This window comes from Nocardioides sp. JCM 18998 (assembly GCF_055391535.1).
This window is the reverse complement of record NZ_AP043886.1, coordinates 3458817-3479328: the sequence shown is the minus strand read 5'-3', so window position 1 is coordinate 3479328 and position 20512 is coordinate 3458817. Positions and strand designations below refer to the sequence as shown.

16 protein-coding genes are annotated in these 20512 nt (G+C 71.5%); 8 read left to right on the top strand and 8 right to left on the bottom strand.

Annotated features, from left to right (window positions below):
* Positions 1-5: 5 nt before the first annotated feature.
* The 7 genes from ACZ5L9_RS16405 to ACZ5L9_RS16375 all read right to left on the bottom strand — a co-directional run bounded on the left by ACZ5L9_RS16405 (position 6) and on the right by ACZ5L9_RS16375 (position 8728).
* The gene (locus tag ACZ5L9_RS16405) at positions 6-1094 is read right to left on the bottom strand and encodes an acetate/propionate family kinase (RefSeq protein ID WP_464529532.1); all 1089 of its coding nucleotides are present in this window, start codon (positions 1092-1094) and stop codon (positions 6-8) included.
* On the bottom strand, positions 1091-3535 hold the full coding sequence (locus tag ACZ5L9_RS16400) for a phosphoketolase family protein (RefSeq protein ID WP_464529529.1): 2445 nt from the start codon (positions 3533-3535) through the stop codon (positions 1091-1093). Before ACZ5L9_RS16400 ends, ACZ5L9_RS16405 begins: the two co-directional genes overlap by 4 nt.
* Positions 3536-3611: 76 nt before the next feature.
* On the bottom strand, positions 3612-4478 hold the full coding sequence (locus tag ACZ5L9_RS16395; RefSeq protein WP_464529525.1) for an HpcH/HpaI aldolase/citrate lyase family protein: 867 nt from the start codon (positions 4476-4478) through the stop codon (positions 3612-3614).
* Positions 4479-4538: 60 nt separating this feature from the next.
* On the bottom strand, positions 4539-5576 hold the full coding sequence (locus tag ACZ5L9_RS16390; protein ID WP_464529522.1) for a hypothetical protein: 1038 nt from the start codon (positions 5574-5576) through the stop codon (positions 4539-4541).
* A 39-nt stretch (positions 5577-5615) separates the two neighbouring features.
* On the bottom strand, positions 5616-7382 hold the full coding sequence (locus ACZ5L9_RS16385) for a putative bifunctional diguanylate cyclase/phosphodiesterase (RefSeq protein WP_464529520.1): 1767 nt from the start codon (positions 7380-7382) through the stop codon (positions 5616-5618).
* A complete protein-coding gene (locus tag ACZ5L9_RS16380) occupies positions 7379-7942 on the bottom strand; it encodes a PilZ domain-containing protein (RefSeq protein WP_464529517.1) in 564 nt (187 codons plus the stop codon). Before ACZ5L9_RS16380 ends, ACZ5L9_RS16385 begins: the two co-directional genes overlap by 4 nt.
* Before the next feature lie 195 nt (positions 7943-8137).
* Positions 8138-8728 (bottom strand): TetR/AcrR family transcriptional regulator, encoded by a 591-nt coding sequence (locus ACZ5L9_RS16375; RefSeq protein WP_464529515.1) that lies wholly within the window; start codon positions 8726-8728, stop codon positions 8138-8140.
* 158 nt (positions 8729-8886) lie between these two features.
* Between ACZ5L9_RS16375 and ACZ5L9_RS16370 the strand changes: the two genes are divergently transcribed.
* The 8 genes from ACZ5L9_RS16370 to ACZ5L9_RS16335 are packed head-to-tail and all read left to right on the top strand — an operon-like array spanning position 8887 to position 17870.
* Positions 8887-10560, top strand: coding sequence for an ABC transporter substrate-binding protein (locus tag ACZ5L9_RS16370; protein ID WP_464529513.1), 1674 nt, complete (start codon positions 8887-8889; stop codon positions 10558-10560).
* On the top strand, positions 10560-11513 hold the full coding sequence (locus ACZ5L9_RS16365; protein WP_464529511.1) for an ABC transporter permease: 954 nt from the start codon (positions 10560-10562) through the stop codon (positions 11511-11513). The genes ACZ5L9_RS16370 and ACZ5L9_RS16365 overlap by 1 nt, the downstream gene beginning before the upstream one ends.
* Entirely contained in the window at positions 11514-12437 is a 924-nt protein-coding gene (locus ACZ5L9_RS16360; protein ID WP_464529508.1) for an ABC transporter permease, read from the top strand.
* Complete coding sequence (locus tag ACZ5L9_RS16355; protein ID WP_464529504.1) at positions 12434-13426, top strand: ABC transporter ATP-binding protein; 993 nt, start codon at positions 12434-12436, stop codon at positions 13424-13426. The genes ACZ5L9_RS16360 and ACZ5L9_RS16355 overlap by 4 nt, the downstream gene beginning before the upstream one ends.
* Positions 13423-14241: an ABC transporter ATP-binding protein gene (locus ACZ5L9_RS16350; RefSeq protein ID WP_464529499.1), complete on the top strand. Its 819-nt coding sequence runs from the start codon at positions 13423-13425 to the stop codon at positions 14239-14241. Before ACZ5L9_RS16355 ends, ACZ5L9_RS16350 begins: the two co-directional genes overlap by 4 nt.
* Positions 14242-14264: 23 nt before the next feature.
* The gene (locus ACZ5L9_RS16345) at positions 14265-14723 is read left to right on the top strand and encodes a DUF3237 domain-containing protein (RefSeq protein ID WP_464529495.1); all 459 of its coding nucleotides are present in this window, start codon (positions 14265-14267) and stop codon (positions 14721-14723) included.
* Between the two features lie 4 nt (positions 14724-14727).
* Positions 14728-16440 (top strand): CocE/NonD family hydrolase, encoded by a 1713-nt coding sequence (locus ACZ5L9_RS16340; protein ID WP_464529492.1) that lies wholly within the window; start codon positions 14728-14730, stop codon positions 16438-16440.
* The gene (locus ACZ5L9_RS16335) at positions 16437-17870 is read left to right on the top strand and encodes an amidase (protein ID WP_464529489.1); all 1434 of its coding nucleotides are present in this window, start codon (positions 16437-16439) and stop codon (positions 17868-17870) included. Before ACZ5L9_RS16340 ends, ACZ5L9_RS16335 begins: the two co-directional genes overlap by 4 nt.
* 132 nt (positions 17871-18002) lie before the next feature.
* Here ACZ5L9_RS16335 and ACZ5L9_RS16330 read toward each other — a convergent pair whose 3' ends face one another.
* A complete protein-coding gene (locus tag ACZ5L9_RS16330; protein WP_464529486.1) occupies positions 18003-20507 on the bottom strand; it encodes an ABC transporter permease in 2505 nt (834 codons plus the stop codon).
* Positions 20508-20512: the final 5 nt, after the last annotated feature.

Here is a 20512-nt window from a genome sequence, read left to right as displayed (position 1 = left end):
AGCGCTCAGCCCGCCAGCACCTGCTGGGCGTGGGCGGCTGCGACCAGCTCCTCGCGTGCGGCCACCACGAGCACCCGTACGAGGCTCTCGTCGGTGGCGATGTCCCGGTCCTCGCCGCTGGCCTCCGCGTTGCGCCCGGTGTCGATCCGGACGCCCAGCCAGCCGAGCCGTTCGGCGACCGCGGCCCGGACCCTCGGATCGTGCTCGCCGACACCGCCGGTGAGGACCAGCACGTCGAGCCCGCCGGCGGAGGCGACCATTCCGCCGAGCTCGCGGACGAGGCGGTGGACGTAGACGTCGAACGCCGCCCGGCAGCGCTCGTCGCCCCGGTCGACGCCGGCGACGATCTCGCGCATGTCACCGGAGGTGCCGGAGATCCCGGCCATCCCGGAGTGCCGTTCCAGCCCCTCGGCCAGCTCGTCGAGCGGCAGGCCACCGACCTGCTGGAGCCAGAGCAGCATCCCCGGGTCGACCGAGCCGCTGCGGACCTGCATGGCCAGGCCCTCGAGCGGCGTGAAGCCCATGGTGGTGTCGACGGAGACGCCGCCCGCGACGGCGCACAGCGAGGCTCCGCCGCCGAGGTGGCACACCACGACCCGCAGCTCCTCCAGCGGCCGACCCAGCAGCGTGGCCGCCCGCGCCGAGGCCCACTCGTGGGACAGCCCGTGGAACCCGTAGCGCCGCAGCCGCCACCGCTCGGTCCACGCCCGCGGCAGCGGGTAGGTCGCCGCCTCGGCCGGCAGGGTGGCGTGGAAGGTGGTGTCGAAGCAGGCCACCAGCGGCAGCTCCGGATGGGCCGAGGCCAGTGCGTGCGCCGCCCCCAGCGCCGTCGGGTTGTGCAGCGGCGCCAGTGGGATCACCGACTCCAGAGCGGCCAGCACGGCGTCGGTCACGAGGACCGGCTCGCGGTGGTCGGGCCCGCCGTGGACGAAGCGCACGGCCGCGGCGTCGAGCGGCATCCATCCCGAGGCCACCCGGGCGACCTCGTCGAGGGCCAGGCCCACGCCGACCTCGGCCGTACGGATCGTCTCGCCGTCCTCGACGAGGGCCGTCTTCAGCCCGGTCGAGCCCGGGTTGACGACCAGGACCCTCACCGCGCGGACTCCTGGCCCGCCCGCGCGGACGTCGGTCCACTCCCGGAGCGGTTCCACTGCCACTCGCGGATCTCGGGCATGTCCTCGCCGTGCTCACGGACGTAGAGACTGTGCTCGACCAGCTTCACCTTCAGCGCGTCGTGCAGCTCCCCGGCACGATCCAGAAGCCCCGGAACCCGCTCGAGCACGTCCAGCGCAAGCGAGAAGCGGTCGATCTGGTTGAGCACCGTCATGTCGAACGGCGTGGTCGTGGTGCCCTCCTCCTTGTAGCCCCGCACGTGGATGTTGGCGTGGTTGCGGCGGCGGTACGTCAGCCGGTGGATCATCGTCGGGTACCCGTGATAGGCGAAGATCACGGGCCGGCTGGTGGTGAACAGCGCGTCGAAGTCGGCGTCCGAGAGTCCGTGCGGATGCTCGCTGGCCGACTGCAGCCGCATCAGGTCGACGACGTTGACGAACCGCACCCGGAGCTCGGGCAGGTGCCGGCGCAGGATGTCGACGGCGGCCAGCGCCTCCATGGTCGGCACGTCACCGGCGCAGCCCACCACGACGTCCGGCTCGCCGAGCTGGTCGACTCCCCCGTCGCTGGAGGCCCAGTGCCAGACCCCGATCCCGCGGGTGCAGTGCACGATCGCCTCGTCCATCGAGAGGTACTGCAGGGCGGGCTGCTTCCCGGCGACGATCACGTTCACGTAGTCGCGCGAGCGCAGGCAGTGATCGGCCACCGAGAGCAGCGTGTTGGCGTCCGGCGGAAGGTAGACCCGGACGACCTCCGCCTTCTTGTTCACCACGTGGTCGATGAAGCCCGGGTCCTGGTGGGAGAAGCCGTTGTGGTCCTGACGCCACACGTGGCTGGTGAGGAGGTAGTTGAGCGAGGCGATCGGGCGCCGCCACGGGATGTCGTGGGTGGTCTTGAGCCACTTCGCGTGCTGGTTGAACATCGAGTCGACCAGGTGGATGAAGGCCTCGTAGCAGGAGAAGAGCCCGTGCCGCCCGGTCAGCAGATAGCCCTCGAGCCAGCCCTGGCAGGTGTGCTCGGACAGGATCTCCATGATCCGGCCGTCGGGCGCGAGGTGATCGTCGGCCCACAGACCGTCGCTGATGATCTCGGCGTTCCAGGCCCGGTCGGTGACCTCCATCGCTGCCTGGAGCCGGTTGGAGGAGTTCTCGTCGGGCGCGAAGAGCCGGAAGCTGTCCGGGTTGTCGCGCACGACGTCGCGCAGCCACTGCCCGAGGACGCCGGTCGCCCCCACCGCACCGGTCCCGGGCACCGGCACGTCGACGGCGTAGGTCCGGAAGTCCGGGAGGTCGAGCGGCTCGAGCAGCAGGCCGCCGTTGGCGTGCGGCGTCGCGCTCATCCGGCGATCGCCACCGGGATGCAGGGTGGCGATGTCCGGGTACGGGGCGCCGTCCTCGTCGAAGAGCTCCTCGGGCCGGTACGAGCGCAGCCACTCCTCGAGCACCTGGAGGTGGCTCGCGTCGGAGTGGGCGTCGGCGAACGGCACCTGGTGGGAGCGCCAGTAGCCCTCGATCGGCTTGCCGTCAATCTCGCGCGGACCGGTCCAGCCCTTCGGCGAGCGCAGGACGATCATCGGCCAGGCGGGGCGGGTGGGGTCGTCGGTGCTGCGGGCGTGGTCCTGGATCTCGGCGATCCGGTCGAGGCAGGCGTCGAGGGTGGCGGCGAGCTGCTGGTGCATCGTGGCGGGGTCGTCACCGGCGACCACGTGCGGCTCGTAGCCGTAACCGCGGAAGAGTGCCAGCAGCTCGTCGTCGGGGATGCGGGCCAGCACCGTCGGGTTGGCGATCTTGTAGCCGTTGAGGTGCAGGATCGGCAGCACCGCGCCGTCGCGACGCGGGTCGAGCCACTTGTTCGAGTGCCACGAGGTGGCCAGCGGCCCGGTCTCGGCCTCACCGTCGCCGACCACGGCCGCGACGACCAGGTCGGGGTTGTCGAAGGCGGCACCGTACGCGTGCGAGAGCGAGTAGCCCAGCTCACCGCCCTCGTGGATCGAGCCCGGGGTCTCCGGGGCCACGTGGCTGGGGATGCCGCCGGGGAACGAGAACTGGGTGAAGAGTCGCTTCATCCCGCGCTCGTCGAGCCCGATGTGGGGGTAGACCTCGGAGTAGGTGCCCTCGAGGTAGGTCGCCGCCACCACGCCGGGCCCACCGTGGCCGGGGCCGGCGATGAAGAGGGCCTCGAGGTCGCGCTGCACGATCGCGCGGTTGAGGTGGGCGTAGAGGAAGGTGAGCCCCGGGGTGGTGCCCCAGTGGCCCAGCAGCCGCGGCTTCACGTGCTCGAACCGCAGGGGCTCGCGCAGCAGCGGGTTGTCCATCAGGAAGATCTGCCCGACCGAGAGGTAGTTGGCGGCACGCCACCACCTGTCGAGACGGTCGAGCTCATCGGCGGTCAGCGGTCCGGACGTGCGCTCCTGAGGCGTCATGCCTCCATCCGACCCGGCCGATGCCGGTGGCACAAGGGGCAGAGCGGCCTCGATCGCCGATCCGCCCCCGCGCCGATCAGCTCGGCTGGATGCCGAAGACCTCGCTGCGCTCGCGGATCTTCTCGGCGCGGCCCAGGCGCGGCTTGTCCGAGCCGTCGCGGATGACGCGGCCGTTGGCCTCGAACTCGGCGAGGAACTCCAGCGCCCACGCCACGTCGGAGGGCGAGGGCGACATGGACTCGTTGATGACCGCGGGGTGCTCGAGGTCGAGGCACAGCTTGCCGGTCATGCCCATCGCCACCGCATCCGCGGCCGCCTCGCGGAGCACCGCGTGCACGCCGTACGGGGTGGGGCCGTCGATCGGGCCCGGCAGGTTGCCGATCCGCGAGGCGAGCACGAGCTTGGTCCGCGGATAGGCCATCGCCAGGGCGTTGCTCTCCGCGCCGGTGTCGCGGCGGTAGTCGCCGGAGCCGAAGGCGAGGCGGTACGCGCCGGGGGCGCGGCCGATCGCGACGGCCTCCTCGATGCCCAGCGCGGACTCGATCAGCGGGATCACGGCGGTGTGGCCGCCGAGGCGGTGGAAGGTGTCGGTGACCTGGGCCGGTGCCTCGGTCTTCGCGAGGATGACGCCGCGCAGGCCCTCGACGCCGGCCAGCGCGGCCACGTCGTGCTCCCAGTCGCTGGTGGTCACGTCGTTGATCCGGACCCAGGCGCGCCCGCCGGCGGCGAGCCACTCGAGCACGTTGGCCCGGGCCTTCTCCTTGAACGAGCCGTCGACGGCGTCCTCGATGTCCAGGATGATCTGGTCGGCGCGGCCGAGCTCGGCGGCATCGAAGTCCTCGGGGCGCAGCGCGTTGACCAACTGCCAGGAGCGGGCGTCGTGGCCGCCGACGCGGCGGGCCTCGCGGTTCGTACGGCGCTCGGCGTGGGCGGCCTGGCTCATCAAGTCACGTCCTTCGGGGGTAGAGGAGACCTACCGAATTCAACCAGTCGTCCGGACGGGTCAGCGCAGCACCCTCACCGAACCCGAGGTGAAGGTCCGGGCGCTGGCGTAGCGGGCGCCTCGGAAGACGACCCGGAACGTGATCCGGTGGCCGCGGTCGGCGCCGGTGACCCGGTGCCGCGCGCCGGTTGACCTCGCGATGATCCGCCCGTCCCGGAGCCAGGCGATCCGGGCCTTCACGCCCTTCGGGGCGGGCCCGGTTGCCGAGTCCACGTGCAGCCCGGGGAGGTGCGCGGTGAGGGTCCGGCCCACGATCGGACGCCCGGTGATCCTGCCCGGCCTGCCGGCCACGACGAGGTGGTGGCGCTTCGCCGATGGAGCGGCACCCGCCTTCCCGCCCTTCCAGGAGTACGTGACGTCGGTGTACTGCGGGGTCCGGTCGACGTAGATCGCCGCCGAGCCGGTGCTCCCGGTCGCGGCGCCCATCAGCGCTTTGCCGCTGTAGGGGGCGAGAATGTTGTCGCGGTGCCCCCAGCAGCCGGCATCGGAGGAGCGGTGGCAGTCGGCGTTGCCGGAGCCGGGCCCGTCGTCGTACATCCAGAGGAACTCGGCCCACAGCGGGTTGAGCGCCGATGCCCAGTTGCTGCCCATCCGCATCGACGTGACGCCGTGGGCGGTGAGGTTCTTCGGCGGTGCCGGGTCGGAGGCGGAGGCGGCGCCGCCTCGGGCGGAGGCGTTGAGGGTCGCCGAGAGCCCCGCGATCGGCGGCAGGCCGCGGTCGACGCGATCGATGTTCGTGAGCGTCAGGAGCTGTTGTGGCGCCGTCAGCGCGGCGTACCCGGCCGGCAGCGTCATCGGGCCCATCCCCTCGGCGGCCCGCGCCCGGTCGTAGTCCGCGATCGCTCCCGCCAGGCACGCGGCCGAGTCGTCGTCCCGGTCGGAGGCGCACGCGTTGAGACCGCTCGCCGTGGTGTTGCCCGCAGGGTGCCCGGTCGAGGCCGCTACCGGGGCGGTCACCGACAGCAGGGCACCCGCCAGCGCCACCGCTGCGGCGAGGGCGAGCGTACGGGCCGGGTTCGGACGCCTCCGGATAGCCATGGCCCGACCCTACGACGCCGCGGCCCGACGCGCCGCGGTTCAGCGGGTCACGGTGATCGCCGGCTCGGCCGGCAGGTGCGAGAACGGCATCGGCTTGCCGAAGAGGTAGCCCTGGGCGTAGTCGACGCCCAGCTCGCGCAGCACCGCGGCCTGCTCCTCGGTCTCGACGCCCTCGGCGATCACCGAGACGCCGAGCGAGCCGCAGATGGCCATGATCGCCGAGAGCACCGGCTGGCGCTCACGCGACGGGTCGATCGCCTGCACGAAGGAGCGATCGATCTTCACCACGTCGATCGGGAACTTCTCCAGCCAGCTCAGCGAGGAGTAGCCGGTGCCGAAGTCGTCGATCGCGACCCGGATGCCGAAGCTGCGCAGCGCCTCGAGCGTGCGCACGACCTGGGGGTCGTCCTCGTCGAAGAGCGCCTCGGTCACCTCGAGGGTGAGCCGGTCGGGTCGCAGCCCGTGCACGACCAGGATCTCCTTGACCGCGTCCGCATACCCCGGGTTGCGCAGCTCGGGCACCGAGACGTTGACCCCGACCCCGCGCGTGTCACACGAGAACGACGTCACCGAGCAGGCCTTCTGCAGCGTCCAGGCGCCGAGCGCGTGGATCGCGCCGGTGCGCTCCGCCTGCGGGATGAAGTCCATCGGTGGGACGAGGCCGCGGCGCGGGTGCTGCCAGCGGACCAGCGCCTCGGCGCTGACGACGACACCGTCGGAGAGGCGTACGACGGGCTGGTAGTTGAGGACGAGCTCGCCCGAGCTGATGGCAGCCTCGAGCTCGCTGGCGCCACGGGTCGGATCGCCGTAGACGACCGTCTGGTCGCGACCCGCCGACTTGGCCTCGTAGAGCGCCACGTCGGCGCGACCGAGCAGGACCGAGGCGGTGTCGCCCTCCGACCAGGCGGCGACGCCGGCCGAGATGGTGATGCCGGCCGGGGCGATCTCACGCAGCTGGTCGGCGATGTCCGCGGCCCGGCCGAGGGTGTGCCCCGGCAGGATCACCGCGAACTCATCCCCGCCATAGCGGCTGAGCAGCTGCTCGTCGCGCAGCAGCTCACGCCAGCGCTCCGTGCAGGCGAGGAGCAGCTGGTCTCCGACCTGGTGCCCGGAGCTGTCGTTGACGATCTTGAAGTTGTCCAGGTCGAGCAGGATCAGCGCCAGCCTGCTGTGCTCGTGCTGCGTGCGGGCGAGGTCGTCCTCGAGGCGACGGTCGAAGGCGCGCCGGTTGCCGAGCCCGGTCAGCGGGTCCTTCTCGGCGAGGTTGGCGGCCCGGGCGAGCCACGCGACGACGGTCCCCGCGACGATGGCGATGCCCACGATCAGCACGATCGCCGCGGGCGGGAGCCCGACGTGGTGCATGGAGTACGCCGCGCAGAGCGTCATCAACGCGCACTGGCCGATCAGCCCCGCGAACGCGAAGAAGAACGCGGCGTCGAGCGCGACATAGACGTAGGGCACCGCCAGCGCGACCGACGCCTCACCCCCGTGGCCCAGCAGCACGAGAGCGGTGATGAGCCCGGTCCCCAGCGCCACCACCCCGTGGTACCAGAACCGCGGCAGCCGGTAGCCGACCAGCGCCAGCAGCACCCCGACCAGGACGGCGAAGATCCCGATGGAGCGGATCGCGTCGATGGCGGCTCCCGACCACACGACGGGGCGCAGGGTCCCGAGCACGACGAAGAGGCCGCCGGTGAAGAAGAAGCCGCCCGTCGTACGGGCCTGGACGGTGACGGTGGCGATCGTCGGGGCGGTGCGCGCGTGGACCAGCCAGGCGCGGAACCCCTCGGGCAGCCCGACGCTCACCGCAGGTCCCGGCGGGGCTCGTCGGTCGGCGCGCCATACAGGTCGGACTGGCGCTCGATCTGCTCGAAGACGACGTTGCGGCGCAGGTCGTTGGCCGTGCGGGCGGGGATGTCGAGCATGACCACGACGTCGATCGTGTTCGGCACACCGCTCGCCTGCTCGCGCAGCACCGTGCCGCGCAGCATGAAGCCGGTGTGGTGGATCGTGAAGGCCGAGCGGACCTCGTCGCCGGGCTCGATGACGGCCTTTCCCGTGTCGGGCATCCGCATCCGCAGCGCCGCCTCGCTCAGGTCGATGAGCGTGCCGCGGGCGACGCCGTTGCTGTGGGCGAGCGTCATCTGCGTGTCCATCGGCAGCCGGACGTACTCCCGGCGCTGTGTCCGCGTGGCCGCCGCGTGCAGCGCGACCCGTGCGCGCGTGCCCTCGAGCGTCACGGAGCCCGGGGCCCGGAAGACGCCACGCTCGGTCGTCCACGACATGACGGCCTCGGAGACGGAGGCCGGTGCCTCCTCGGCGTCGTCCAGCGTCAGCACCACACGGTCGCCGTCATAGGACGACACCCGGGCAGCAAACCAGGAATCGCCGCCGCGCTCCAGCACGACCTCGACGCCGATAGGTGGACGCGATGACACGTCGCCTTTATCGGCAGGTGAGGCGTGGGCTTCAGCAAAAGCACAGGAACGCCGTTCTGGCCGAGCCGGGCTGGGTCGGGTTCGGGCGGGTGAGCATGCCGCCGTGCCGCCGCTGTGCAGCCGTCAGGGTCGACCGAGCATCATCCGCACCGCGCGTCGACACAGCGACCCGAGACCGCGTGCCCGGGCCGACGCGACGCCCATCTGGGCGAGGTGCGCGTTGCCCACGGCCGCACAGAGCATGAGGTAGGAGATGTCCTCCAGCTCCGCAGGCGCACGCTCCGGCTGCGCGACGCTCAGCGCCGCCGTGGTGGTGTCCAGGATGTCGATGTAGCCGTCGAGGAAGACCTTGCGCAGCTCGTCGTCGCGGCGCGCCTCCTCGAACAGCGCGAGGAAGACGTCGAGATCCTCCCCGGGCTGGTAGAAGGTCGGGTCGAAGAGATAGTCCATCACCGCCTCGACCCGCGCCGGGCCCTCCTCGGCCTGCCGCACCTTCGAGAACTCGGCCTGGTCGGCTCGACTGACCCATTCGCACAGGGCCACGACCTGGTCGTGCCGGTTGCCCAGGTAGTGACGTACGTGCCCGCGCGCCAGGCCCGCCTCAGCCGCGACGTCCTCGAGCGACGTGCCGGCGAACCCGGCGCGCGCGACGCACGCCGCAAAGGCGCGCAGGGCCTGCTCGCGGCGCTCCTCGGCCATGCTCGGTCTTCCCACCTTCTGCCTCCTCTTCCCGATGTCGGACCGTAGCCGCCCGGCAGCAAATCTTTTCTAGTCGGTATTGACTAACTATGGTTCACGCACTCAGACTCGGACAACCAAAGCACAGGATTCCTGACGAACCGGTGCGACGCGAAGTGGTGGGAGGAGTTCCGATGAACCGAGGTGCAACAGTCCGCACCCGCGCTGCGAGCCGGATCGGCGCCGTCGCCGTGGCCGGCGTGGTCGCGATGAGTGCCGCCGCATGCGGCGGAGGCGGAGGCACGGCCGGTGCCAAGAGCACGGGCACGGCGGCCGCTGTCACGCTCACCGACACCACCCCCGCCGCGAGCGAGGACATCGACAAGGTCAGCTGGGGTCTGGAGACCGGTGAGCCGACCACCATCGACCCGGTCAAGACCGGCGACTACTCCTCCAACGCCGTCGTGCTCAACATGTGCGAGCCGCTGCTGCAGCTGCAGCCCGACTTCTCGGTCAAGCCCGGCCTCGCGGCCAGCTACACCCAGCCGGACCCGAAGAAGCTGGTCCTGACGATCCGCTCCGGGGTGAAGTTCTGGGACGACTCCACGCTCACCGCCGACGACGTCGTCTACAGCCTGCAGCGCAACCTCGACCCGAAGAACCGGCCCGTCGGCGGCCAGCTCTTCCGCTACGTCACGGGCATCACGGCCACCGGACCGCTGCAGGTGACCATCACGTTCTCCCAGCACGACGCGCAGTTCCTGAACACCCTCGCGAGCGTGTCGAGCGCCGTCAGTGAGAAGGCGTTCGTGCAGAAGGCCGGGGCGGCGTACGGCACCCCGCAGGGCGGTGTGATGTGCACCGGCCCCTTCTCGTTCGAGAAGTGGAACTCCGGTCAGGACATCGTCGTGCAGCGCAACGACAGCTACTGGGGCACCAAGGCGAAGGCGAAGGAGTTCGACTTCGTCTTCTTCACCGACGACAGCACCCTGACCAGCGCCCTGCTGGCCGGGCAGGTCGACGGCGCCTACCAGGTCCCGCTCGGCAGCCTCTCGGCGCTGCGCAACTCCTCGGCCGGCACGCTGTACTACGGCCCCTCGACCGAGTCGCTGAGCATCGGGCCGGTCGCGGCCACCGGGCCCGCCGCCGATCCGGACGTTCGCCGGGCCCTCGATCTCGCGATCGACAAGGACAGCCTGATCAACAGCGTCCTGCAGGGCGCCGGTACGCCGCAGAAGACCTTCACCCCGCCGCTGGTCTGGCAGGGCGACGCCGCGAAGGCGACCTACCAGGCCGGCTACGACGCGCTGCCCGACAACGCCACCACCGACCTCACCGAGGCCAAGAGGCTCGTCACCGCAGCCAACGCCTCCGGCAAGACCCTGGTGCTGGCGATCCCGTCGGGCAACCAGACGTTCCTGCAGGCGGCGACGATCGTCCAGGCCGACGCCAAGACCATCGGGCTGACGGTGAAGATCCAGCAGATGCAGCCCACCGCGTACAGCTCGCTGTTCTACGACCCCTCCAAGCGAGTCGGCATCGATCTCCTCCTGGCCACCGGGTACGTCGAGGTGCCGGGTGCGTACTACTACGCCCCCGGGTTCGTGCTCAAGGACGGTCTGTTCAACTGGACCGGCTGGAGCGACCCGACGGTCACCCGGCTGATCACCGAGGGCCAGCAGTCGACAGACCCGCAGAAGTCGGCCCGGGACTTCGTCGCGGCGCAGAAGATCTTCGCCCCGGCCGAGCTGCAGATCAGCCTGGCCACGACGTACAACCGGCTCTTCATGAACAAGAGGATCACCGGCGCTCCCGCCTCCTTCGCCTACATCGGCTCGCCGTGGGCGGCCGCGGTGGGCGGCGCCTGATGTCCCCGGCCATCGGCTGGTTCGTGTTGCGTCGCCTGGTGGGGCTCGTCGCCACGCTGTTCGTGTCGAGCTTCCTGATCTACGGGGCGCTGTACCTCAGCCCCGGCGATCCGGCCGCACTGCTGGCGGGTGGCCACAACCCGAGTCCGGCCACGCTGGCCGCGATCCGCGCCGAGTACCACCTCGACGACCCGTTCCTCGTGCGCTACGGACGGTGGCTCTCCGGCCTCCTCCACGGCCACCTGGGCCGGTCCATCGCGTTCGACGACCAGGTCTCGCACCTGATCGCCTCGCGACTGCTGAACACGCTGTTCCTCGTCGTCTTCGCCGCCGTGCTCATCGTCCTGGCCGGTGTCGGCTCGGGCCTGCTGTCCGCCCTCGGGGGCCGGACGGCGAGCACGGCGGTGACGGCGGTGACCAGCCTGATGATGGCCGTGCCGACCTTCATCGCGGCGATCGTGCTGATCTGGATCTTCGCCACGAAGCTGACCTGGTTCCCGGTGTTCGGCGCCGGATCGGGGTTCCTCGGCCGGCTGCACCACCTGACCCTGCCCGCAGTGGCCCTCGCCTGCTCCTACGTCGCCTACCTCGGCCGGGTCACCCGATCTGCGGTCGCCACCGAGCTGCGCTCCGAGCACGTGGAGACCGCCCGCAGCCGGGGCATCCCAGGCCCGCTGATCATCAAGCGCCACGTGCTGCGCAACGCGGCGGCGCCGGTGCTGACGGTCTCCGGGCTCACCGTGGCCGGACTCGTCGCGGGGACGGTGATCGCCGAGCAGGCGTTCGGTGTGAGCGGCATCGGCTCGCTGCTGGTGCTGGCGGCGCAGAAGCAGGACTTCGCCGTCGTGCAGGACATCGCACTGCTGATGGTCGCGACGTTCGTCGTGATCAACACGCTGGTCGACCTGCTCAACGTCACCATGGACCCGCGCCTCGCACCCTCGGAGCACTAGATGATCGAGATGGACACCCCCTCGGCCGCGACCCGGCCGACGGCACCCGGCCCCACCGGCTCCCGGAGTCCCCTGGTACGCCGTCGCGGGTTGGGCTGGCTGGGATCGCTCGCAGCGGTCGGGCCGCTCGGCACGGTCGCGATCGTGGTCTGCGTCCTGCTGGCACTGGTCGCGATCCTCGGCCCGCTGATGAGCCCCCACGACCCCACCGCGGTCGACGTCCTCAACCTGTACGGCGGCTCGTCCGGCACCCACCTCCTCGGCACCGACGACACCGGCCGCGACCTGCTGTCCCGGCTCATCTACGGCGCCCGGCCCAGCTTGGCCGGACCGCTCCTGGTGATGACGCTCTCCGCTGCGGCCGGTACGACGTTGGGCGTGCTCTGCGCCTGGCGCGGCGGCATCGTGGACTCGGTCGTCTCCCGCGTCTTCGACATCCTGTTCGCCTTCCCCGGCATCGTGCTGGCGATCGTGGTGACGACGCTGTTCGGCCCCGGGTTCCTGGCACCGGTGATCGCGCTGTCGATCGCGTACCTGCCGGTCGTCGGCCGGGTGATGCGCGCCGCCGCCCTCAAGGAGCGCAACCTGCCCTACATCGAGGCGCTGCGCCTTCAGGGAGCCTCCGGCCCGTCCATCTGCCTGCGCCACCTGCTGCCGAACATCGCCCCGCTGCTCCTGGTGCAGTGTGCGGTCGGCTTCGGCTACGCGCTGCTCGACCTCGCGGCGATCTCCTTCCTCGGCCTGGGCGTCCAGCCGCCGTCTGCGGAGTGGGGCGTCATGGTGTCCAACGGCCAGCCGTCGATCCTCGGCGGCCATCCCGAGCAGTCGCTCTACGCCGCTGCGGCGATCGTGATCGCGGTGGTGGCCGTCAACGTGGTCGGCGAGCGCCTGGCCCAGCACTTCGAGATCGGGGAGCAGGCATGACCGGCACCGGCACGACACCGCTGCTCTCGGTGCGCGACCTGCACCTCGACGTGGCGACCGGCCGCCAGCGCCGCCGCATCCTGCGCGGGGTCGACCTCGAGCTGCGCGCCGGCGAGGCCCTGGGCCTGGTCGGCGAGTCCGGTTCGGGCAAGTCGATGACGGCCCGCTCGATCCTGCGGCTGCTGCCACCGGGCGCCCGGATGAACGGCGACATCGAGCTCGACGGCACGTCCGTTCCCGGGCTGTCGCGGTCCGGCCTGCGCCGGCTGCGCAGCCGCGACGTCGCGATGATCTTCCAGGACCCCCGGGCGCACATCAACCCGGTGCGCAGCGTGGGCGACTTCCTCTGCGAGGCACTGGTCGCGGACCGCCGGATGCGACGTGCCGAGGCGGAGCGCACCGTGGTCCGGCTGCTGGACGACGTACGCGTCTCCGACTCGTCCCGGCGCCTGCGGCAGTATCCCCACGAGCTCTCCGGCGGCCTGCTCCAGCGGGTGATGATCGCCGCCGCGCTCGCGGTGGAGCCGAAGCTGATCCTCGCCGACGAGCCGACCACCGCCCTGGACGTCACCACCCAGGAGGAGGTGGTGGCCATCCTGGACCAGCAGCGCCGCCAGCGCGGGCTCGCCCTGCTGTTCATCACCCACGACCTCGAGCTCGCGGCCGCGGTGTGCGACCGGACCGCGGTGATGTACGCCGGCCGGATCGTCGAGCACGCACCCACCGAGCAGCTGCACGCCGACCCGCGGCACCCGTACACCCGGGCGCTCCTGGCCGCGCGGCCGAGTGCCGCCGCGCGCGGCGTCCGGCTGCCCACCGTGCCGGGCCGGCCGGTCTCCGCGTGGGAGGTCGCTGCGGGCTGCTCCTTCGCGCCCCGCTGCGCGCTCGCCACCGAGGAGTGCCTCGCGGTGGACCCGGCGCTGACCCGCATCGCCGAGGGCCTGGTGGCGTGCCACCACGCCGACCAGACCTCAGGAGCACCAGCATGACCACTCCCCTGCTCGAGGTCACGGGCCTGCGCAAGGCCTTCCCGGTACGTCGCGGCGCCGGCCGCCACGAGGTGCTCGCCGTCGACGACGTGAGCTTCACCCTCGAGGCCGACAGCTGTCTGGCCATCGTGGGCGAGTCCGGCTCCGGGAAGACGACCTGCGCCCGCATCGTCGCCGGCCTCGAGCACGCCACGGGCGGCAGTGTCGTCGTCGACGGCATGCCGTGGGAGACGCGGCGGATCGGCACCGCCGAGCGGCGCCGCCGGGCACGGGCCGTGCAGATGGTCTTCCAGGACCCCTACCAGTCGCTGGACCGCCGCCAGTCCGTCGGCGCCTGTCTCGACGAGTCGTTGCGGCTGCACTTCGAGCTCGACGCCGAGCAACGACGGCACCGCGTCGCCGAGCTCCTCGACATGGTCGGACTCAGCGCCGCCCACGCTCAAGCTCGGCCCAAGCAGCTCTCCGGCGGCCAGCGGCAGCGCGTCGCGATCGCCCGCGCGCTCGCCCCCGAGCCCCGGCTGCTCATCCTCGACGAGGCGGTCGCCGCGCTCGACGTGTCGATCCAGGCGCAGATCCTGAACCTGCTCCTCGATACCCGACAGCGCACCGGCGTCGCCCTGCTCTTCATCTCCCACGACCTCGGCGTCGTACGCCAGATCGCCGACGACATCGTGGTGATGCGCGACGGGCGCGTCGTGGAGAGCGGCCCGGCCGACCGGGTCTTCGACGCCCCCGGCGACGCCTACACCCGCCGTCTCATCGACTCGATCCCCCGACCCGGCTGGCAGCCGCGCGCCCGCGCGGTGCAGCCCTGACCCACGAACCAAGGAGCACCACGATGCCCTCACCGGATCCCATCCTGACCTTCGCCTTCGAGGCCCGCGTGCAGATCGCCGAGCCGCTCCGCATCACCGACGCGCCCGAGGAGCGGTGGTTCACCCCGATCACCGGCGGCACGGTGGCCGGCCCGCGCCTCACCGGGTCGGTCCTCCCGTACGGCGGGGACTGGTCGGTCACCCGCGGCGACGTCACCGAGCTGGACGCGCGCTACCTGCTGCAGGCCGAGGACGGAGCCGTGATCGAGATCCACAACCGCGGGATCTGGCAGGCCGGCGCCGACGTCGAGGGCCGCCTGCGCGCCGGCGAGCCGGTCGAGCAGAGCGAGTACTACTACCGCACCACGCCGATCTTCCGGACCGACGCCGCCGACCACCTGTGGCTCACCTCGACCGTCTTCGCGGGCATCGCGCGCGATGAGGACGGCATGGTCTGCATCCGCTTCTACCAGCTCGGGTGAGGACATGAGCGAACCGATGGACACGACGTCCGGGGCGCCGGAGATCACCCGGATCGGCCCCGGCCCGCACAGTGCGCTGGCCACCGAGGTGATGGTGCCGATGCGCGACGGCGTACGCCTCGCGACCGACGTGTACCTGCCGCAGGGCGACGCGACGCCGGGCCCGACGATCCTGACCCGCCTGCCGTACGACAAGAACGGCGAGTACACGTTCATGCCGCAGATCGCGTCGTACTTCCTGGGTCGCGGCTACCGGGTCGTGGTGCAGGACGTGCGCGGCAAGTTCCGCTCCGAGGGCGAGACCCTCCTGTTCGTCAACGAGGCCGACGACGGGTACGACACCCTCGACTGGATCAGCCGGCAGCAGTGGTCCGACGGTGTGGTGGGGATGTGGGGCGACTCCTACTACGGCTACACCCAGTGGGCGGCCGTCTCCAGCGGGCATCCTGCGCTACGGGCGTTCGTCCCGCGCGTGACCGGCACGCGCCTGGGCGACCTGGCCGCCGACATCCCCGGCACCACCACCCGGGAGGTCGAGATGGGCATCCATCGGATGTACCCGCTGACCTACTTCTACGGCCCCGACACCCTCGAGTGGACGATGGACTGGACCCACCTGCCCTACCAGGACACCGTGGAGAAGGTGATCGCGGCGGTCGGGACCCGGCCGGCGTCCTACGACCTGTGGCAGCCGCACCCGGTGCGACTGCGCCGCTTCCGTGACGGCAGCCCCTTCGACGCCGCACCCGTTCCGGTCCTGATGACGGTCGGCTGGTGGGACAACTGCGCGCCGTGGCAGTGGGCCGATCACGCGGAGATCCAGCGCCGCCCCGGTTGGGCGCTGAACGAGTACCTGCGCATCGAGGCGATCGACCACGAGAACAACTCGCACTTCGAGGCACCGGGCGAGCGAGGTGACCGCGAGCGCACCACCGAGGAGGTCGAGGAGATGCTGCCACGCTACCTCGACCCGGCCATCGAGTTCTTCGACGTCTTCCTGCGGGGCAGCGGACGTCCCACCGACATCCCGCGCGTGCGCTGGCAGCTCGCCAACGCCGATCCGGACTACCGCGAGGGCTCGACGTGGCCGCCGCCGGGCGGCACCGAGGTCATCCTGTACGCCGCGGGGGCGGACGCAGCCCTGGGTACGGCGCCGGGCGGCTCGCTCCAGCCCGCTCCCGGGGAGCCGGAGATCGCGACCTGGAAGCACGACCCGGCCGACCCGGTGCCCTCCCCGGCGGCGGACGCCTTCTCGTTCCTCGCCCACCATCCCGACGAGCGTGCGCTGGCCGAGCGCTCCGACCTCCTCGTCTTCACCGCCGAGCCGGCCGCCGATCCGGTCGACCTCGTCGGGCCGGTCGCGTTGAGCGCGACGGTCTCCTCCGAGGGCCCCGAGATGGACCTGTTCGCCCGGCTGGTCGACGTCGCCCCCGACGGCAGCGCCCATCTCGTGGCCCGGGGACAGGTCACCGTGCTCGCGGCCGGCTACGGCGAGGAGGTCGCCATCGACATGGGCCAGGTGGGGTACCGGCTGCTCCCCCGGCACCGGCTGCGCCTCACCCTCGCCAGCAGCGACGCACCCGAGTTCGTCCCGCACTGGGGCCGCGGCGGCAACCGCTGGGTGCAGACCACCAGCGTGGCCAACACCCAGAGCACCACCCTCGGCGGACCGCGCGGCGCGCGGCTGCACCTGTGCATCCAGAAGGAGTCATCATGACCAGCACCATCCCGCTCTGGGCCCGGTCGGCCACTGAGCTCGCCGCCTCGATCCGCTCGGGCGAGACCACCAGCCGTGAGGTCGTCGGGTCGTTCCTCTCCCGTACCGACGAGGTGAACCCGGCCGTCAACGCGGCCACGGTCGTCTTCCACGAGCGTGCCCTCGCGGCAGCCGACGAGGCCGACGCGGCGCTCGGCCGCGGCGAGGAGCTCGGCCCCCTGCACGGCGTCCCGTTCTCGGTGAAGGAGAACGTCGACCTGACCTGGTCGGCGACGACCAACGGCCTGCCGCTGCTCAAGGACGCCGTACCCGCCCAGGATGCCGTCGACGTGGCACGCCTGCGTGCGGCCGGTGCGGTCCCGGTGATCCGCACCAACATGCCCGACCTCGGCATGCGCTGGCACACCGACAACGACCTGTTCGGCGCGACCGTGAACCCGTGGAACCCCGAGCGGACCCCCGGCGGCTCCTCGGGCGGGGAGGGCGTCGCCATCGCGACCGGCATGAGCCCCCTCGGCGTCGGCAACGACTTCGCCGGCTCGATCCGGCTGCCCGCCCACGTCAACGGCGTGGTCGGCCTCAAGCCGACGCCGGGTCGCATCCCGGTGTGGTCCCCCGGCCCGGGCGTCTTCCCGGTCAGCGGACAGCTCTTCTCCGTCGAGGGTCCGCTGGGCCGCACCGTCGAGGATGTGGCACTCGCCTACGAGGTGATGCGCGGTGCCGGCGTGGTCGACCCGCTGAGTCTCCCGATCGAGCGCGACCCGCACCGAGGCGCGGCGCGCCGTGCCGCCGTGGTGACCGATCCCGGGGGCGGCGGCACCGCCCCGCACGTGCAGGCGGCGGTACGCCGAGCCGCCGACGCGCTCGCCGACGCCGGCTGGGAGATCGAGGAGGTCGAGCCGCCGCACCTGATGGAGGCGGCCGTGCTCTGGCGCGAGCTCGCCGTCTCCGACCTCGTCACCTTCCTCTTCTCCGAGCAGGCCGGCATCGCGGAGCACACCTCCCAGGCGACCCGTGACCACTCCTTCCAGATGGCCGAGCACACCCGGATCCTGGACTTCGTCGGCCTGGGCCTCGCCCTGAGTCGGCGGGTGGAGCTGCGCTCCGCATGGAGCCTGTTCCAGCAGCGGTACCCCGTGCTCGTCGCGCCGGTGACCACGCAGCTGCCGTTCACGGTCGGACGCGACGTCGCCGGTCCCGACGCGGTGGATGAGCTGTGGCACGAGCACCGCATGCTGGTCTCGCTCAGCGCGCTGGGCCTGCCCTCGCTGGCGGTCCCGGTGCTGACGGAGACCGCCGGCATGCCCGACGGCGTACAGCTGGTCGGGCCGGCGTACGGCGAGGAGCTGTGCCTGGCCGCGGGTCGTGACCTCGAGGCGGCGCTGGGTGCGATGACGCCCATCGACCCTCGCCCGGCACCGGGCGCCTAGCGTTCGTCCCCCGCTCTCGGCTCCGGCGACCACGGCGCGGTCGCTCCGGAGCCGACACCGGCCGCGGGAGCGTCACCCACTCACTCATGTGGCGCTCCCGTGTCCCGGCGTACGAGCCTCCCGGCATGGTTCCTAGCTCGCGGCGATCGCCTCCAGGACCTCCATCCTCGTCGAGCGCCGAGCCGGAAGGAGAGCCGCCAGCACACCGAGCGCCACGCCGAGCACCAGGATCACCAGCAGCTCGAGCCACGGGATGCTCGGCGTGATCGTCGCCTCGCTCAGCCGGTTGAACGACACGACGAGCAGCAGCGAGACCACCAGCCCCGCCAGCATGCCGCCCAGGGTGCCGAGCAACGAGATCAGCACCGACTCCAGCGTGACCATGCGCCGCACACGCTTGTCCGTCATGCCGATGATCCGCAGGAGCCCGAGCTCCCGGCGGCGCTCGAGGATCGAGAGCGACATCGTGTTGATGATGCCGATCAGCGCGATGATCACGCTCATCAGCAGCAGTCCGGTGACGGCCTTGATCAGGAAGTCGAACACGCTGCGGATGAGCTTGCCGACCGCGTTGCCCTCTTGCGCGGTGATGTCGGGACGGAGGTCGGCGAGGTTCTGGATCGCGTCCTTCGTGCTGCCCTGCGCACCCGAGGCGATGTCGACGAAGGCGACGGTGGGCGCGACGTCGCCCACCAGCGAGTCGAAGGTGTGCCCGTCGATGATGCTCCCCGTCTGACCGGTGTCCTGGGTCGGGGCCAGGACCGCGACCACCCGCAGGTCGACGTCCTTGCCGCGGCTGTCCTCGACCACCACGGTGCTCCCGACGGCCGGGGCCTTGCCCTCACCGGTGTCGAGGACGGCGATGGTGCCGGTGGTCAGGTCGTCGAGGCTCCCCTTCTCCACCTTGATGCTGGCGATCTTCGCCATCTGGGCGACGTCGCCGGCGGACGCGACCGAGGCCTTGCCGTCGATGGTGACGGGTTCACGCCGAAACGCGACGACCTCGTTGACGTCCTTGACCTCGCGCAGCTTCGCGACGAAGGCGGGGTCGATGGTGCCGCCCTTGCTGACCACGACGTAGTCGGCCGACTGCAGGTCGTTGACCTGCTGGATCGCGAAGTCACGGATGCTCGCCCCGGCCACCGCGACCAGGGTCACCAGGAAGACGCCGATGAGGAGGGCGTTCGCCGTGGTGGCGGTCCGCTTCGGGCTCCGGACCGAGTTGTCGACGGCGAGCCGACCCTCGATGCCGAACCGCTCGAGGAGCGGTCGGGAGGCGCGTGCGCCGAGCCGGGCGAGGTACGGCGCCCCGACGAAGACCGAGGCCACGAAGGCGACCACGCCCAGGCCGATGGCGACCAGGCTGGAGCCGGCGAGCATGGCGGCCAGCCCGAGGACACCGAGGACGACACACACGATGCCGCGCGTCCGTCCGAGGGACGCGGACTCGGTGGCCGCCTCCCGCATCGCCTCGATCGGCTCCGTGCGCCCGGCGCGTCGGGCCGGGACCATCACGGACAGGACGGTGATGATCGTGCCGAGGAGCAGCCCGCTGAGGATCGTGGACGTGCTCACCGACAGGCCGCCCGGCAGGGTGTTGCCGGCTGCCTTCAGGACTCCCTCCAGCGCCAGCGTCAGGAGATATCCGGTGACGACGCCGAGCACCGAGCCGACGATCCCCAGCACCACCCCCTCGAGCCGCAGCGAGCGCTTGAGCTGTCGAGGGGTGGCACCGATGGCGGCGAGTACGGCGAGCTCGCGCAGGCGCTGGGCCACGATGACGCTGAAGGTGTTGTAGATGACGAAACCACCGACCAGCAGGGCCAGGACCGCGAACGCCTGCAGCGCCCTCTTCAGCCCCTGCGCGAAGGAGCCGCTCGCATCCCGCTGGTCCTGACGGAACTCCGCACCCGTCTGGATGGTGAACCCGTCCGGGACCACGGTGCCCGCCTCGGCCGCCAGGCTGCTCGCGTCCTCGCCGCGTAGGTAGTACGAGGCGTACTCCTGTTGGCCGCCGTTCAGCCAGGCGAAGGCGTCGGGCTCGCTGATGGAGACGGTGCCTCCGGTGTCGAGGGCGTCGGTGTCGCCGAACGCGGTGATCCCGACCAGCTCGACCTTCTGCTTCCCGGCGAGTGTCAGCAGCGTCAACGACTCACCGACCTCGAGGTGGTGGTCGTGCGCCGTTCCCCGGTCGACGGCGATCTGACCGCTGTCCTCCGGCGCCTTGCCCTCGGTGAGGGTGAGGGGATCGAGCTCCTTGTCGGTGATCCAGAGCCGCCCGGTCGCCGAGGTCGCGAACGGCTTGCCGTCCGCGGCCTGGAACGCCACCGGTGCGGTCAGGATGCCGGCGCCGCCTTCGACACCGGGTAGAGCGAGCAGACGGTCGACCGCCGGCTGCGGCAGCTTCAGCGGCTCGGGCGCGGCGCCGGTGCTCCCCACCGTCGCGGTGTCATCGGGCACGACGGCGACGTCGACGTTGCCGTACTGGGCGTCCACGTTGCCGTCGAGGGAGGAGATGATGCCGTCGGAGATCACGCTGACGGCGACGAAGAAGCCGACGCCGGCGATGATCGCGACCAGGGTGGCGAGGTAGCGCCCGAGGTTGTGCCGCACGCTGCTGAGGACGAGCTTGATCATGCGGG

Bases quoted from the DNA above. Each gene is read 5' to 3' on its own strand.
- ACZ5L9_RS16330 (WP_464529486.1), bottom strand. From the start codon at position 20,507: ATGATCAAGCTCGTCCTCAGCAGCGTGCGGCACAACCTCGGGCGCTAC.
- ACZ5L9_RS16360 (WP_464529508.1), top strand. From the start codon at position 11,514: ATGATCGAGATGGACACCCCCTCGGCCGCGACCCGGCCGACGGCACCC.
- ACZ5L9_RS16340 (WP_464529492.1), top strand. From the start codon at position 14,728: ATGAGCGAACCGATGGACACGACGTCCGGGGCGCCGGAGATCACCCGG.
- ACZ5L9_RS16390 (WP_464529522.1), bottom strand. From the start codon at position 5,576: ATGGCTATCCGGAGGCGTCCGAACCCGGCCCGTACGCTCGCCCTCGCC.
- ACZ5L9_RS16355 (WP_464529504.1), top strand. From the start codon at position 12,434: ATGACCGGCACCGGCACGACACCGCTGCTCTCGGTGCGCGACCTGCAC.
- ACZ5L9_RS16400 (WP_464529529.1), bottom strand. From the start codon at position 3,535: ATGACGCCTCAGGAGCGCACGTCCGGACCGCTGACCGCCGATGAGCTC.
- ACZ5L9_RS16370 (WP_464529513.1), top strand. From the start codon at position 8,887: ATGAACCGAGGTGCAACAGTCCGCACCCGCGCTGCGAGCCGGATCGGC.
- ACZ5L9_RS16395 (WP_464529525.1), bottom strand. From the start codon at position 4,478: ATGAGCCAGGCCGCCCACGCCGAGCGCCGTACGAACCGCGAGGCCCGC.
- ACZ5L9_RS16365 (WP_464529511.1), top strand. From the start codon at position 10,560: ATGTCCCCGGCCATCGGCTGGTTCGTGTTGCGTCGCCTGGTGGGGCTC.
- ACZ5L9_RS16350 (WP_464529499.1), top strand. From the start codon at position 13,423: ATGACCACTCCCCTGCTCGAGGTCACGGGCCTGCGCAAGGCCTTCCCG.
- ACZ5L9_RS16335 (WP_464529489.1), top strand. From the start codon at position 16,437: ATGACCAGCACCATCCCGCTCTGGGCCCGGTCGGCCACTGAGCTCGCC.
- ACZ5L9_RS16345 (WP_464529495.1), top strand. From the start codon at position 14,265: ATGCCCTCACCGGATCCCATCCTGACCTTCGCCTTCGAGGCCCGCGTG.